Annotated in this window: 13 protein-coding genes; 12 read left to right on the top strand and 1 reads right to left on the bottom strand. The window is 62.2% G+C overall.

Features of this window, described 5'->3' with window-relative positions:
* Positions 1–16 precede the first annotated feature (16 nt).
* Positions 17–400, bottom strand: coding sequence for a dodecin family protein (locus I7X13_RS12270; protein ID WP_198075700.1), 384 nt, complete (start codon positions 398–400; stop codon positions 17–19).
* A gap of 210 nt (positions 401–610) precedes the next feature.
* Here I7X13_RS12270 and fumC point away from each other — a divergent pair, with 210 nt between their 5' ends.
* The 12 genes from fumC to I7X13_RS12330 all read left to right on the top strand — a co-directional run bounded on the left by fumC (position 611) and on the right by I7X13_RS12330 (position 13,794).
* Entirely contained in the window at positions 611–2,011 is a 1,401-nt protein-coding gene (fumC, locus tag I7X13_RS12275; protein WP_198075701.1) for a class II fumarate hydratase, read from the top strand.
* Between the two features lie 186 nt (positions 2,012–2,197).
* Positions 2,198–2,791, top strand: a complete 594-nt coding sequence (locus I7X13_RS12280) for a GNAT family N-acetyltransferase (protein WP_198075702.1) — start codon at positions 2,198–2,200, stop codon at positions 2,789–2,791.
* The gene (locus I7X13_RS12285) at positions 2,784–3,191 is read left to right on the top strand and encodes a diacylglycerol kinase family protein (protein ID WP_317191570.1); all 408 of its coding nucleotides are present in this window, start codon (positions 2,784–2,786) and stop codon (positions 3,189–3,191) included. Before I7X13_RS12280 ends, I7X13_RS12285 begins: the two co-directional genes overlap by 8 nt.
* An 89-nt stretch (positions 3,192–3,280) precedes the next feature.
* Positions 3,281–3,736, top strand: a complete 456-nt coding sequence (locus tag I7X13_RS21510) for a DUF6970 domain-containing protein (RefSeq protein WP_233454767.1) — start codon at positions 3,281–3,283, stop codon at positions 3,734–3,736.
* 105 nt (positions 3,737–3,841) lie between these two features.
* Entirely contained in the window at positions 3,842–4,333 is a 492-nt protein-coding gene (locus I7X13_RS12295; protein ID WP_198075703.1) for a DinB family protein, read from the top strand.
* A gap of 186 nt (positions 4,334–4,519) precedes the next feature.
* On the top strand, positions 4,520–5,197 hold the full coding sequence (locus tag I7X13_RS12300) for a response regulator transcription factor (protein WP_198075704.1): 678 nt from the start codon (positions 4,520–4,522) through the stop codon (positions 5,195–5,197).
* A gap of 32 nt (positions 5,198–5,229) precedes the next feature.
* Positions 5,230–6,612, top strand: a complete 1,383-nt coding sequence (locus I7X13_RS12305) for a sensor histidine kinase (RefSeq protein WP_198075705.1) — start codon at positions 5,230–5,232, stop codon at positions 6,610–6,612.
* Positions 6,613–6,749: 137 nt separating this feature from the next.
* On the top strand, positions 6,750–7,265 hold the full coding sequence (locus tag I7X13_RS12310) for a gluconokinase (RefSeq protein ID WP_198075706.1): 516 nt from the start codon (positions 6,750–6,752) through the stop codon (positions 7,263–7,265).
* A 205-nt stretch (positions 7,266–7,470) separates the two neighbouring features.
* The gene (locus I7X13_RS12315; protein ID WP_198075707.1) at positions 7,471–7,740 is read left to right on the top strand and encodes a hypothetical protein; all 270 of its coding nucleotides are present in this window, start codon (positions 7,471–7,473) and stop codon (positions 7,738–7,740) included.
* Positions 7,741–7,777: 37 nt separating this feature from the next.
* A complete protein-coding gene (locus I7X13_RS12320) occupies positions 7,778–8,935 on the top strand; it encodes an efflux RND transporter periplasmic adaptor subunit (protein ID WP_198075708.1) in 1,158 nt (385 codons plus the stop codon).
* Between the two features lie 212 nt (positions 8,936–9,147).
* Positions 9,148–12,306 carry an efflux RND transporter permease subunit gene (locus I7X13_RS12325; RefSeq protein WP_198075709.1) on the top strand — a complete coding sequence of 1,053 codons (3,159 nt, stop codon included), beginning with the start codon at positions 9,148–9,150 and terminating at the stop codon, positions 12,304–12,306.
* A gap of 45 nt (positions 12,307–12,351) precedes the next feature.
* On the top strand, positions 12,352–13,794 hold the full coding sequence (locus I7X13_RS12330) for a TolC family protein (protein WP_198075710.1): 1,443 nt from the start codon (positions 12,352–12,354) through the stop codon (positions 13,792–13,794).
* The last annotated feature ends 203 nt before the right edge of the window (positions 13,795–13,997 follow it).

A 13,997-nucleotide genomic window follows, 5' to 3' on the forward strand; every position in this document is an offset into this window, starting at 1 on the left:
AAGCCGAAGCAATTGGCTACCCGCTGTAGCCGCCGCCGCTGGCGGGCTCGGTGGCGCTGCCGTTTTCAGGTTCGGCGGGGGTGGGCAGGTCGGGCTGGGTATGCAGGTCGAGGTGGCTGTAGTCGGGTGCGCCATTGCCGCCCGACACGGGGGCTTCGTCGTAGGTGCTCTCCAGTTCCGAGAGGTCGAATTCCTCCGTGGGCGTGCCGAAGCTCACCTTGGCCGTGATGCGGTACTCGACAATGCGGTTGGCCTGCACCTTGCAGCTCTGGTCTTTGATGTAAATGGAATTGATGTTTGGTACCGAGCTGCTGAGCTGGGCCACGGCGCGTTGCAGGGCGTCTTCAAAGCTCTTTTCGGACGAGGCCAGAATTTCGATGACTTGTTTGATGGAGGACATGCGGGTTGGGGAATTATAGGATTGGTGGGCTGGTGGAGTGGCGCGGCAGGCTTCGCCAGCGCCTTTTTGCTGTACGCAGGAAGCCTTTGGGCGGCTATTTCTGTTGAAGTAAAAGCCGCGCTACGGCGGCAGCGTACTTTTGCATTCAGTCATGGCTGCCACGACACTCCGCCAGCCCACTACTTCACCTATCCACCAACCCACCACCTAATGGCTTTCCGCACCGAAAAGGACACCATGGGCACCGTTCAGGTGCCTGCTACCGCGTACTGGGGCGCTCAGACCCAGCGCAGCATCGAGAATTTCCCCATCGCCCAGGACATCAATCGGATGCCCAAGGAAATCATCGCCGCCTTCGCCTACCTCAAGAAAGCCGCCGCCCTCACCAACCGCGACGCCGGTATCCTCTCGGCCGAGAAAGCCGCCCTGATTGGCCAGGTGGCCGACGAAATTCTAGCCGGCAAGCTCGCCGACTCGTTCCCGCTGGTGGTGTGGCAAACCGGCTCAGGCACGCAGAGCAACATGAACGTGAACGAGGTGATTGCCTACCGCGGCCACGTTCTCAACGGCGGCCAGCTCACCGACGAAAAGAAGGCCCTGGCCCCCAACGACGACGTGAACAAGAGCCAGAGCTCGAACGACACGTTCCCGACGGCCATGCACATCGCGGCCTACAAAATCCTGGTCGAGACGACCATCCCCGGCATCGAGAAGCTGCGCGACGCGCTGAAAGCCAAGTCGAAAGACTTCATGCACATCGTTAAAATCGGCCGCACCCACTTCATGGATGCCACGCCGCTCACGCTGGGCCAGGAGTTTTCGGGCTACGTGAGCCAGCTCGACCACGGCCTGAAGGCCATTAAAAACACGCTGGCGCACCTGAGCGAGCTGGCCCTCGGCGGCACGGCCGTGGGCACGGGCATCAACACGCCCAAAGGCTACTCGGTGAACGTGGCCAAGCATATTGCCGAGCTCACCGGCCTGCCCTTCGTGACGGCCGAAAACAAGTTTGAAGCCCTGGCCGCCCACGACGCCATTGTGGAAGCCCACGGCGCCCTCAAAACGGTAGCCGTGAGTTTGATGAAAATTGCCAACGACATTCGCATGCTCAGCTCCGGCCCGCGCGCCGGCATTGGCGAAATCGACATCCCGGACAACGAGCCCGGCTCCAGCATCATGCCCGGCAAGGTGAACCCTACCCAGTGCGAGGCCATGACGATGGTGGCGGCCCAAGTGATGGGCAACGACGTGGCCATCAGCGTGGGCGGCTCGATGGGCCACTTCGAGCTGAACGTGTTTAAGCCGGTGATGATTTACAACTTCCTGCACTCGGCCCGCCTCATCGGCGACGTGTGCGTGAGCTTCACCGACAAGTGCGCCGTGGGCATCGAGCCCATCAAGAAAAACATCCAGAAGCACGTCGACTCGTCCTTGATGCTCGTGACAGCCCTCAACCCGCACATTGGCTATTACAAAGCGGCCGAAATTGCTCAGACGGCCCACAAAAACGGCTCCACGCTGAAGGAAACCGCCATCAAGCTCGGCTACGTGACCGCCGCTGAATTCGACGAGTGGATGAAGCCGGAGGAAATGGTGGGCGAGATTAAGTAATACATTTTGTCATCTGATAAAAAGCTGTCATCCTGAGCGGAGCGAAGGACCTTATCACGTTGATACGATTTGTTCAGGCATGATAAGGTCCTTCGCTCCGCTCAGGATGACAGACGAAAAAAGAAAAGCCGCTCTTCCGCTCATGGAAGGGCGGCTTTTCTTTTTTCCCGGCATCTTTGCAGCCCTATGGATTTTTCCGCCCAAGTAGTCCTCGAAAACACCCGCGCCCGGCTGCGCCCGCTCGAGCTCACCGATTTTGAAGCCCTCAAAGCCGTGGCTTTCGATGCCGATATCTGGAAGTACACCCTCACGCGGGGAGACGATGCTGTGAGCCTGGCCGCCTACCTGCGCCAAGCCGTGGAAGCCCGCGAGCAGGGCCTGCGCTACCCGTTTGCCATCATCGACCGCGAAACCGGTGAGCTAGCCGGCAGCACCAGCTACTACAACGTGGCCGAGGCCGACCAGCGCCTGAGCATCGGCTACACCTGGGTGGGCCGCAAGTTCCAGCGCTCGGGCCTAAACCGGGCCTGCAAGCACCTGCTGCTCTGTCACGCTTTTGGGCAGCTCGACTGCGAGCGGGTGGAGCTGGAAACCGACTCGCGCAACCACAAGTCGCGCACGGCCATGGCCCGCATGGGCGCCACCGAGGAAGGCACCCTGCGCAGCCACCGCCTCACGCAGGGCAGCGTGCGGCGTGATACGGTCATTTTCAGCATCATCCGGCCCGAATGGCCGGCCCTGCGCAATTCCACCTTCAAAGAATTTGAAGCCCGTGGCTGAGCCCACCTCGCCCGCCCCCGACCGGTTGCGCCCGCCCGATGGCCTGTGGCGACGGCGTGTGGCCAGCTTCGGCCACGCCGGGCGCGGCGTGTGGTCGGCGCTGCGGTCAGAGGTGCATTTGCGCTTTCACGCGCTGGCTACGGTAGTGGTCATTGGGCTGGGGCTCTACTGCCACATCACGCGCCTGGAATGGGCGCTGGTAGCCATTGCGGTGGCCTGCGTGTGGTCGGCTGAATTGATGAATACCGCTATCGAAGCTCTTACCGATTTAGCTTCGCCGGCCTGGCATCCGCTGGCCGGCAAGGCCAAGGACGTGGCCGCCGGGGCCGTGCTGCTTGCGGCGCTGGGCGCGCTGGTGGTGGGGGCGCTGGTGTTCGGGCCCTACTTTTTTAATGCCTGATTGCGGCCCTCCCTCAACTATTGGCCGCGCCGGGCGTACCCATAAGCAGCCCCCGCTCGTGGGCGCGCCTTGCTTCTCCCCCCATCCTTATGCGTTTGTTCTCTTTGGCTGCCGCTTTGCTTCTCACCACGGCCTGTGCCCACCAGCAGGTGAGCGTGACCACGCCCACCTCGCCCCCGCCCAGCGGCCAGGTGAGCGCCACCGACGCCGCCCCCACCAGCGCCAACACTGTGGACCCCGTGTACGCCCGCATTCCCGAATCGGACACCACGGCGCGCCCGCAATGGCTGAAAGCTCGTATCGCGGCTGTGCTGGCCGAGCGCAAGCGCAACCCCATTACCCGCATTCTGCGCTACCAATACGAGGGCAAAACGGTGTACTATCAGTCGGCCCCGTGCTGCGACCAGTTTTCGCAGGTGTTCGACACCAAAGGCCGGCTGATTTGCAACCCCGACGGCGGCATCACGGGCAAGGGCGACGGTAAGTGCCCGGACTTTGAAAAAAACAAAACCAACGAGAAACTGGTCTGGCAAGACCCCAGGTAGAGTTAAGAGTTAGGAGTTAAAAGTTAGGAGTTGAAAACGGCGGCTTGCCGGCTCAGCATCCTATTCTTCAACTCTTAACTTCTGACTCTCAACTTTTAAATCCCTATGATTAACACAATTGCCAAGCTCGGCGCTTTCAACGTTTGGGCCAACGAAACCCTGCTGCGCCGCCTCGATTCGTCGGCAGCGGCCGGTCAGGAAATTCCGCAGCCGGTGCTGCGTTTGTTCAGCCACGCCATCAATGCGCAATGCATCTGGATTGCCCGCATCACTGGCACCCAAAGCCCTGTGAAGGTGTGGCAGGAGCACGATTTGGCGGGCATCCACCACTGGCACGAGCAGTCGTCGGAGCGCCTGCGCGAACTTTGTGAAATCACCGACGAAGCCGAGCTGGGCCGCCACATTCAGTACACCAACTCGCAAGGCGACGCCTATGACTCGCTGGTGAGCGACATCCTCACCCACGCCGTGACGCACGCCACCTACCACCGGGCCCAGGCAGCCACCAAAATGCGCGAAGGCGGCTTGGAGCCCGTCAATTCTGACTTCATCACCTACTGCCGCGAAATGAGCGGGCAGGTGCAACCGCAGCTGTAGCGGTTCGGCGGCACGATGTAGAGACGCATACCTGCGTCTCGGCGTCTGCGTCGACAAAACAGATGCCGCTCAACGACGAGACGCAAGTATGCGTCTCTACACCACAGGCAGCCCGGCGCGTAGCTTTGGGCTGCCTGTTCTGGTTTCAGGCCCCCGCCTTCCTGCCATCGGAAACGCACCGAACTCATGAAAATTCTGCTGGTTGAGGACGAGCCCCCGCTGGCTTCGTTCGTCAAGAAAGGCTTTGAGCACGAAGGCTACGACCTGACCGTGGCCTACGACGGCCGCACCGGCTGGTCGCTCTACGAGCAGCAGCCCTACGACCTGGTTATTCTCGATGTTAACCTGCCCTATATCAACGGGGTGGAGCTGTGTCATCGCATCCGGGCCCACAGCCGCCTGGTCCCCATCCTGCTGCTCACTGCTCTCGACAGCCTCGACGACAAAGAAGCTGGCTTCGCGGCCGGGGCCGATGATTACCTCGTCAAGCCGTTCGAATTCAGGGAATTATTAATGCGAGCCCGTGCCCTCACCCAGCGCTACGCCGCCGCGGCCGGCCAGCGCCAGGAGCTGCGCATGGCCGACCTCGTACTCGACCTCGACGCCAAAACCGTGACCCGCGCCGGCCAGCGCATCGACCTCACCACCCGCGAGTATTCGCTGCTGGAACACTTACTGCGCAACCGCGGCCGGGTGGTGTCGCGGGTCGACATTGCCGAGCGGGTCTGGGACCTGGATTTCGACACCACCACCAATGTTATTGACGTGTACGTGAGCTACTTGCGCAAGAAGCTGGACCGGGGTTTCTCGCCCAAGCTCATCCATACCGTGGTAGGCATGGGCTATGTAATGCGGGAAGAGTAGCGTCCAAGCCACAAGGCCCAAGCACCTATAATATGCTGATTCGCAATAAGCTGATGCTGCGGTTTACGCTGCTGGTGCTGGGCATCCAGCTCGGCTTTTCGGTGTTCATCTATTATTTCAACGCCAACACGCGGTTTCAGCGCTTTGCGCATCGGCTCGAAACCAGCGCCACACTGGCTGGCCGGCTGCTAGTACGCAGCCACAAGCTCGAAGTGGGCACAATGGGCAGCCTGCGGCGGGGCGACCTGCTCACGCTCAGCGGCGAGCAAATCAGCATTTACGGGCCGGATAACGCCCTGCGCTACAGCAGCGCCGACAACATCGACCAGGCCGTGAACCGGGCGCGGCTGGCGGGTTTGCAGCCCGGGCAGCGCATCAGCTACCCGGCTGTGGGCCAGCGCGAAACGGTGGGCATGGCTTTCGAGCACGAGCACGAAGGTCAACGGAGCGTGTACCGCATTTTCGTTTCGGCCGAGGACCGGGTGGGCTGGGCGTGGTTGCAGCAGGTGCGCCTGCTGCTGGCGCTGGGCAACGTGGGAGCCCTGGGGCTCACCATTCTGGCGGGCTGGTATTTTGCGGGCGCGGCCCTGCGGCCGGTAGCGCGCATAAGCCGGCAGGCGAGCCGGATTTCGGCTACCAGCCTGGGCCGGCGGCTGTCGGAAGGCAATGGGCGCGACGAGCTGGCCCAGCTCGCGCACGTCTTCAACACCATGCTGGCCGGGCTGGAGCAGGCTTTCGATGCCCAGAAAAGCTTCCTGGCCCACGCCTCGCACGAGCTGCGCACGCCCCTCACCACCCTGACCGGCACCCTTGAAACGGCCCTGGCCTACGATGCCTCGCTGCCCGAGGCGCGGCAGAGCCTGGCACAGGCGCTGGAAGCCTCACGGCACCTTACGGCCCTCACCAGCAGCCTATTGTCGTTGGCAAAGGTTGACGGCGCCCTACCGGAATTTGAGCCGGTGCGGCTGGATGAATGCCTGAACCAGGCCCTGAGTTTTGCCCGCGCCAAGTACGCGGGGCGGGAATTTCGGCTGGCGTTCGGCGAGCTGCCGGCCGAAGCCGAAACCGATGTCTTCATGGTGCCCGGCAACGCCGAACTGCTCACCACGGCCCTGCTGAACCTGCTTGACAATGCCGGCAAGTACTCAGCCGGCCCTGTGCAGGCGGAGCTGGCTTACGAAGGGCCAACCACGTTGCGCGTCCGCATTGCCGACGTGGGGCCCGGCCTCACCCCCGAGGAGTTGAGTCGCATCTACGAGCCGCTGTACCGGGCGGCGGGCGCGGTGGGCCGGCCCGGCTACGGCCTGGGGCTGCCGCTCACGCAGCGCATTGTGCAGCGCCACGGCGGCCGGCTGGAACTGTCCTCGGTGCCCGGGCAGGGCACCACGGCCACGGTGTGGCTGCCGGCCGCGTAGCTGGTGGAGGGCCCGGCGCACGCCCGTTAAGCTCAGCATTTCGTAAAGAAAGGCCGGCACCAGTAGCCACCGCCGGAAACTTTTAATTAGGCTTTATTTCCAACGCATTACCTTTTTCTCAAATTAATCAGGCAGGTATGAGTTTCATCGTCATGGGGGTTTCGGGCTGCGGCAAAACAACGGTGGGCGAGTTGCTCGCCAAAAAACTCAACCTGCCGTTTTACGACGCCGACGACTTCCACTCACAGGCCAACATCGACAAAATGGCCCACGGCACGCCCCTCACCGACGAGGACCGGAGTAGCTGGCTGGCCACGCTGGCCACCAAGCTGGGCGAGTGGGAAAAAGCCGGCGGGGCCATATTGGCCTGCTCGGCCCTGAAAGAGAAATACCGCGACACTCTGCAAAGTAAATCGACGGAGCCGCTGCACTGGGTTTTCCTAGATGGCCCCAAGGAGCTGCTGCTGGAGCGCATAAGCGGGCGCAAAGGCCACTACATGCATTCGAATATGCTCGATTCGCAGCTGGCGACGCTGGAGCGGCCGGCTTATGCCCTGCGCCTGTCCATCACAAGCACGCCGGAGGAACTGATGAACCAGATTGCAACGGCGTTGGAGAAGGACCCAACAGTGGGTACCAAGCCAGGGGTGTAGAGACACAATATTTTGCGTCTTGTCGTTTAACGGCTCGCGTTGAACGGTAGCAACCAGTGGACGCCCAAACAGTGCGGACGACAGGACGCAACTATACGCATACATAGCGGCCACGTGCCATTTTCATCTATTCTAATACGGTTCTCATACCGTTTTAATGTCGGGTTGGGTGCTTTGCGGGCAGTTGCCACCACCGCAAACGACCATGTCCTCCCAGCTCCGGCCCTTTAATTTCCTGGTTTTGCTCTTGGCCGGAGCTTTGGCGTTGTCGCTGGGGCTCAATGGCTTTCTGCTGTACAAAACACCCGCGCCAGCGAGTGACTGCGAAGACCTGCAGGAAACCGAAGCCGACCTGCGCCTCACGCAGCGGCTACTGGCCCGCTGTCAGGCTGCCCATCAGCAGCAGGACAGCCTGCTGGCCCTCCGCCCCACCATTTCTACTGCCGTGCCCACGGCTACCACCACGGCCCACTAGCGGGCGCGTGGCTTTCTGCTTGCTCATTCTTTTCCTCATGAACTCCTTTTTGCGCTGCTCTTTTTTTCATCCTCTCCTGCTGACTGCCGCGGCCGGCTGGCTGACGGCGGGCCTCAGCGGCTGCTCGGCCAAGGCCGAAAAGGACACCGTGGAAGCCCCGCCCGAGGTGCCGGTTGTTACGCTCAAAACCTCCAGCCAGAGCCTGCACCGCGACTACGTGGCCGACATCCAGGCCGTGCGCAACGTGGAGGTGCGCGCCCAGGTGGCGGGTTTCCTCGAACACATTTACGTGGACGAGGGCAAGCCCGTGAAAAAGGGCCAGCCACTGTTTCGCATCAACGCCAGCGCCTACCGCAACAAGCTGAGCCAGGCCCAGGCGGCCGTAGCCAGCGCCCAGGCCCAAGCCGCTGCCGTACGCGTCGAGAGCGACCGGGTGAAGCTGCTAGTCGATAAAAACGTCATCGCCAAAACCGAGTTAAAGCTCACTAACAGTAAGATACGCGAGGCCGATGCCCGCGTGGCCGATGCCCGCGCCGGCGAAGCGGCCGCCCGCCTCAGCCTGAGCTACACGCTGGTGCGCGCCCCCTTCGATGGCGTGATTGACCGCATTCCGCTGAAAATGGGCAGCGTGGTGGAGGAAGGCACGCTGCTCACCACGGTGTCGGATTTGAGCTCGGTGTTTGCCTACTTCGACGTGGCCGAGGGCAGCTACATGAACTATACCAAGGCCCGCCGCGAGCACCCCGAGTTGCATTCCGATTCGGTGCGCCTTACGCTGGCTAACGGCGAAGTGTACCCGCTCACGGGCCACATCGAAACGGCCGAAAGCGAGTTCAACCCCAACACCGGCTCCATTGCCCTGCGTGCCCGCTTCCCCAACCCCGACCGCCTGCTCAAACACGGCGCCTCCGGCAAAGTCCGCCTCACCGACCAACTGCCCGCAGCGCTACTGCTGCCACAGAAAGCGGTGTTCGAGATTCAGGACCAGAACTTTGTGTACGTGGTGGACCAGGCCGGCGTGACGCACACCCGCAGCTTCAAGCCGCAAACGCGGCTGGGCGATTTCTACGTGGTGAAGGAAGGCCTGAAACCCGGCGAGCGGGTAGTGTACGAAGGCGCGCCGGAGCTGCACGACCAGCAGCGCATCAAAGTCAAACCCGTGCTGCTGGACACGGCCGCCGTGGCCGCGCAGTGATGTAGCGTGGACTCTGCGAGTCCGCGCCCGATAGAACGTCTTACAGAGCGCAGCTGAGGCAATTCGCCTGCCTTGTTGCCCTTGCCTTGATTGCCAACTACGCGAAATGCTTCGCTGCACTCTGCAAGGCGTTATGAATCAGGATTCAGTCTAAACAAGCCACCCTACCCAATCCGCCTAAACGCGGACTCGCAGAGTCCACGCTACTGCTTATGTTCGACATCTTCATCCGCCGGCCGATTCTCTCGCTGGTGATTTCCGTTTTTCTGGTGCTGCTGGGCGGGCTGGCGCTGTTCACGCTGCCCATCACGCAGTTTCCCGACATCGTGCCGCCGTCGGTGACCGTGACGGCCAAGTACACCGGGGCCAACGCCGAGGTGTGCGCCAAGGCCGTAGCCACGCCGCTGGAGCGCGCCATCAACGGCGTGCCGGGCATGACCTACATGAACTCGGTGAGTTCGAACAACGGCGTCACGCTCATCACGGTGTTCTTCGAGGTGGGCACAGACCCCGACCTGGCCGCCGTGGGCGTGCAGAACCGCGTGACGACGGTGATTGACGAGCTGCCGGAGGAAGTTATTAAGGCGGGGGTGACGACGGAAAAGGAGGTAAACTCCATGCTGCTCTACCTCAACATCACGAGCGACGACAAGGGCGCGGGCGAGCAGTTCATCTATAACTTCGCCGATATCAACGTATTGCAGGAGCTCAAGCGCATCAACGGCGTGGGCTTTGCCGAGATTATGGGCTCGCGGGAATACTCGATGCGTGTCTGGCTGAAGCCCGACCGCATGGCTGCCTACGAGGTGGGCACCGACGAAATCGTGGACGCCATCCGGGCCCAGAACGTGGAGGCGGCCCCCGGCAAATCGGGCGAAAGCTCGGGCGGCAAGGCCCAGCAGTTGCAGTACGTGCTGCGCTACACGGGCAAGTTTTTCGAGCCCGAGCAGTACCGCAACATCGTCATTCGTTCGAACCCCGACGGCTCAGTGCTGCGCCTGAAGGCGGTGGCCGACGTCGAATTCGGCACGCTCACCTACGGCATGTCGTCGAAGAACGACGGGCAGCCCTCGGCGGCCATCATGCTGAAGCAGCGGCCGGGCTCGAACGCCAGTGAGGTCATCGAGAACGTGAAAAATCGCATGGCCGAGCTGCAAAAAACCAGCTTCCCACCCGGCATGAAATACAGCATTGCCTATGACGTATCGCGCTTCCTCGACGCCAGTATTCACGAGGTGCTGCGCACGCTGGTAGAGGCTTTCCTGCTGGTTTTCATCATTGTGTACCTGTTTTTGCAAGACTGGCGCTCCACGCTGATTCCGGCGCTGGCGGTGCCGGTGGCACTCATCGGCACGCTGGCCTTCATGCAGATGCTGGGCTTCTCCATTAACTTGCTCACGCTCTTCGCGTTGGTGCTGGCCATTGGCATCGTAGTCGATAACGCCATTGTGGTGGTGGAGGCCGTGCACGCCAAGATGGAAGAGAAGCACATGGACGCCCGCAGCGCCACCTTCGAGGCCATGCACGAAATCAGCAGCTCGCTGATTGCCATTACCCTGGTGATGTCGGCGGTGTTTATTCCGGTGTCGTTCATGGACGGGCCGGTGGGCGTGTTCTACCGGCAGTTTTCGCTCACGCTGGCCATTGCCATCGTCATTTCGGGCGTGAATGCCATGACGCTGACGCCGGCGCTGTGCGCGCTCATGCTCAAGACGCACGAGGGCGAACGCACGGGCCTGCTAGGCCGGTTCTTTAAGGGCTTCAACAACAAGTACGAGGGCCTAGCCGGCGGCTACCAGCGCCTGCTGGGCGGCATTGCCGGCCGCCGCGTGGTGACCATCGGGGTGCTGCTGCTGTTTTTTGGGGCTACCTGGGGCATCAGCAAGGTGCTGCCGTCGGGCTTCATCCCGACCGAGGACCAGGGCATGGTGTACATCAACGTGACCACGCCGGCCGGGGCCACCGTGGAGCGCACCGAGGCCGTGCTGGCCCAGGTGCAGGGCATCGCCCAGAAGCTCAAGCCGGTAGAATCGGTTTCGACCCTAGCCGGCTACAGCCTGGTGAACGAGGTGGCGGGTTCCAGCTACGGCATGGGCATGATTAACCTCAAGGCCTGGGATGAGCGGGAGCAGTCGGTGGCCGAGTTCATCAAGGAGCTGGAAGACAAGACCAAGGGCATTGCCGATGCCGAGATTCAGTTTCTGCCGCCGCCCACGGTGCCGGGCTTCGGCAACAGCAGCGGCTTCGAATTCCGCCTGCTGGACAAAACGGGCAGCGGCGACTTGCAGAAGACGGCCCAGGCCTCTAAAACCTTCCTGGCGGCGCTGCAAAAAGAGCCCGCCATCAACGGCGCCTTCACCGGCTTCGACCCCAACTTCCCGCAGTACCTCATCCACGTCGACCAGGACATGGCCGCCAAAAAAGGCGTGACCGTGGACCGCGCCATGAGCACCCTGCAAACGCTGCTGGGCAGCTACTACGCCTCCAACTTCATCCGTTTCGGCCAGATGTACAAGGTGATGGTGCAGGCCGGCGCCGAGTACCGCGGCCGCCCCGACGACCTGCTGGCCCTGCACGTGAAAAACAACCGCGGCGAGATGGTGCCTTTCTCCACCTTCGTGAAGCTGGAGCGCGTGTTCGGCCCCGACCAGCTCACGCGCTACAACATGTACACCTCGGCCATGATTAACGGCGATGCCGCCGCCGGCCACAGCTCGGGCGACGCCATTTCGGCCATCGAAAAAGTGGCAGCTAAGGTGCTCCCCAAAGGCTTTAGCTACGAATGGAGCGGCATGACCCGCGAGCAAATTCTGAGTGGCGACCAGGCCCTCTACGTCTTCGGCATCGTGCTCATTTTCGTGTACCTGCTGCTGGCCGCCCAGTACGAAAGCCTGCTGCTGCCGTTGCCAGTGCTGCTGAGCTTGCCCACCGGCATATTCGGCGCCTTCGTCAGCCTCAAGCTGTTGGGCCTCGAAAACAACATTTACGCCCAGGTGGCACTGGTAATGCTTATTGGTCTGCTGGGGAAAAATGCTATCCTCGTCATCGAGTTTGCCGAGCAGCGCCGCCGTGCCGGGGCCACCGTGCTGGAAGCTGCCGTGCAAGGGGCCGTGTCCCGCCTGCGCCCCATCCTGATGACCTCCTTCGCCTTCATCGCCGGCCTCATCCCGCTGGTAGTGGCCAGCGGCGCGGGGGCTTTGGGAAACCGCTCCATCGGCACGGCCGCAGCGGGTGGCATGCTCATCGGTACCGTCTTCGGCATGGTGCTGATTCCGGGCCTGTACGTGCTGTTTGCCAGCTTCGAGAAACCGAAGAATCTGGAGGCCGACGCCAAAGTAGAAGAGGAGGATAAGGTGCTGGTGGCGCATTAACGCCCCAACGTGAACCCCGCCTCCAGAACGACAACCAACCCAATCATGCGTTTTCTCCCTGCTTTTCTCTCGGTTATCCTGTTAGCCACCGGCTGTCGCGTGGCTGCGCCTGATGGTCCGACTACCAGCCCTGCTACTCCCACTGCCTTTTCCAAAACTGCTGCGCCCACCGATACCATCAGCGTAGGCAGCACGCCGTGGCGGCAGTTTTTCCAGGACCCGGTGCTGGCGGGGCTCATCGATACGGCGTTGCAGCAGAACCTGGATTTGAAGGTGGCCGTGCAGCGGGTGGAAGTGTTTCAGGCGCAGTACCTGGCCCGACGTGGGGCGCTGTTTCCGTCGGTTTCGGCCGTGGGCACGGCGGGGCTGGACCGCTACGGCAAATACACCATGACGGGCATCGGCAACTTCGACACCAATCTCTCGCAGAATATTGCCGACAACCAGCGCGTGCCTACCGCCCTCACGCCCGACCTGTTCGTGGGCCTGCGCAGCTCTTGGGAAATAGACCTGTGGGGCAAGCTGCGCAGCCGCCGCAAAGCCGCCTACCTGCGCGTGCTAGCCTCGGAGCAGGGCCGCAACCTAGTGGTGACCAACTTGGTGGCCGACGTAGCCCGCGCCTACTACGAGCTGCTGACCCTGGATAACCAGCTGGCCATTCTGCAGCGCAACACCCGCTTCCAGCAGGAGGGATTGCGGCTCATCAAAGTGCAGAAAGAGGCCGGGCGCGTCACGCAGCTGGCCGTGCAGCAGTTTGCCGCCCAGGCTCTGCGCACCGAAAGCCTGGCCTACGAAACCCGTCAACGCATCACCGAAACCGAAACCCAGCTCAACCAACTGCTGGGGCGATACCCGCAGCCCATCCGGCGCGGTCCGGCGCTGCCCAACCAATCGGGCCTGCCCACCAGGCTTTCGGCGGGCCTGCCCGCCACCGCCCTGCTCCGCCGCCCCGATGTGCGCCAAGCTGAGTTGGAACTGCAAGCCGGCCGCGCCGAAGTAGACGCCGCCCGCGCCGCCTTCCTACCCACCCTCACTCTCACGCCCTACGTGGGCCTCAACGCCTTCCGCGCCGACCTGCTGCTCAACCCCAGCTCGGTGGTATTCGGGGCGGTAGCCGGCCTCACCGGCCCCATCCTCAACCGCGCCCAGTACCGGGCCGATTTCCGCGAGGCCGTGGCCGACAACTACCAGGGCTACTACCGCTACCAGCAGACGCTGCAAACCGGCTTCCGCGAAGTGGTGGTGGGCCTGCAAGGGCTCGAGAACTTTCAGTCCGTCGCCAACCTGCGTGCCCGCGAGGTAGAGCAGCTCACCAGCGCCGTAGCCACTTCCAACGACCTATTCGTGGCCGGCTACGCATCCTATCTGGAAGTCATTACCGCCCAGCGCAGCGTGCTCGAAGCGGAACTGAGCCTCGCCGAAGCCCGTCAGGCACTGCTGCTGCAAAGCGTGAACTTGTACCGGGCGCTAGGGGGCGGCTGGCAGTAAGCAGAACGTCATGCCGAGCGCAGCAAAGCATCTTTACTGCAATAGTAAATGTGATTACTGCTGCGGTAAAGATGCTTTGCTGCGCTCGGCATGACGTTCTTTTGGTTATCTATTTCGCTCCGTCCACCGAGCGGGTGCCAGCGTAGTAGTACAGTTCTGCCCGCGACTTCTCGTAGCTGGCGCGCAGGCTTTCCTGCTTGATG

The organism is Hymenobacter negativus, from assembly GCF_016056375.1.
In the GTDB taxonomy this organism is placed as follows: domain Bacteria; phylum Bacteroidota; class Bacteroidia; order Cytophagales; family Hymenobacteraceae; genus Hymenobacter; species Hymenobacter negativus_A.

Excerpts from the sequence above, each read along its gene's own strand:
- I7X13_RS12270 (WP_198075700.1), bottom strand. The coding sequence starts at position 400 with ATGTCCTCCATCAAACAAGTCATCGAAATTCTGGCCTCGTCCGAAAAG.
- fumC (WP_198075701.1), top strand. The coding sequence starts at position 611 with ATGGCTTTCCGCACCGAAAAGGACACCATGGGCACCGTTCAGGTGCCT.
- I7X13_RS12280 (WP_198075702.1), top strand. The coding sequence starts at position 2,198 with ATGGATTTTTCCGCCCAAGTAGTCCTCGAAAACACCCGCGCCCGGCTG.
- I7X13_RS21510 (WP_233454767.1), top strand. The coding sequence starts at position 3,281 with ATGCGTTTGTTCTCTTTGGCTGCCGCTTTGCTTCTCACCACGGCCTGT.
- I7X13_RS12295 (WP_198075703.1), top strand. The coding sequence starts at position 3,842 with ATGATTAACACAATTGCCAAGCTCGGCGCTTTCAACGTTTGGGCCAAC.
- I7X13_RS12300 (WP_198075704.1), top strand. The coding sequence starts at position 4,520 with ATGAAAATTCTGCTGGTTGAGGACGAGCCCCCGCTGGCTTCGTTCGTC.
- I7X13_RS12305 (WP_198075705.1), top strand. The coding sequence starts at position 5,230 with ATGCTGATTCGCAATAAGCTGATGCTGCGGTTTACGCTGCTGGTGCTG.
- I7X13_RS12310 (WP_198075706.1), top strand. The coding sequence starts at position 6,750 with ATGAGTTTCATCGTCATGGGGGTTTCGGGCTGCGGCAAAACAACGGTG.
- I7X13_RS12315 (WP_198075707.1), top strand. The coding sequence starts at position 7,471 with ATGTCCTCCCAGCTCCGGCCCTTTAATTTCCTGGTTTTGCTCTTGGCC.
- I7X13_RS12320 (WP_198075708.1), top strand. The coding sequence starts at position 7,778 with ATGAACTCCTTTTTGCGCTGCTCTTTTTTTCATCCTCTCCTGCTGACT.
- I7X13_RS12325 (WP_198075709.1), top strand. The coding sequence starts at position 9,148 with ATGTTCGACATCTTCATCCGCCGGCCGATTCTCTCGCTGGTGATTTCC.
- I7X13_RS12330 (WP_198075710.1), top strand. The coding sequence starts at position 12,352 with ATGCGTTTTCTCCCTGCTTTTCTCTCGGTTATCCTGTTAGCCACCGGC.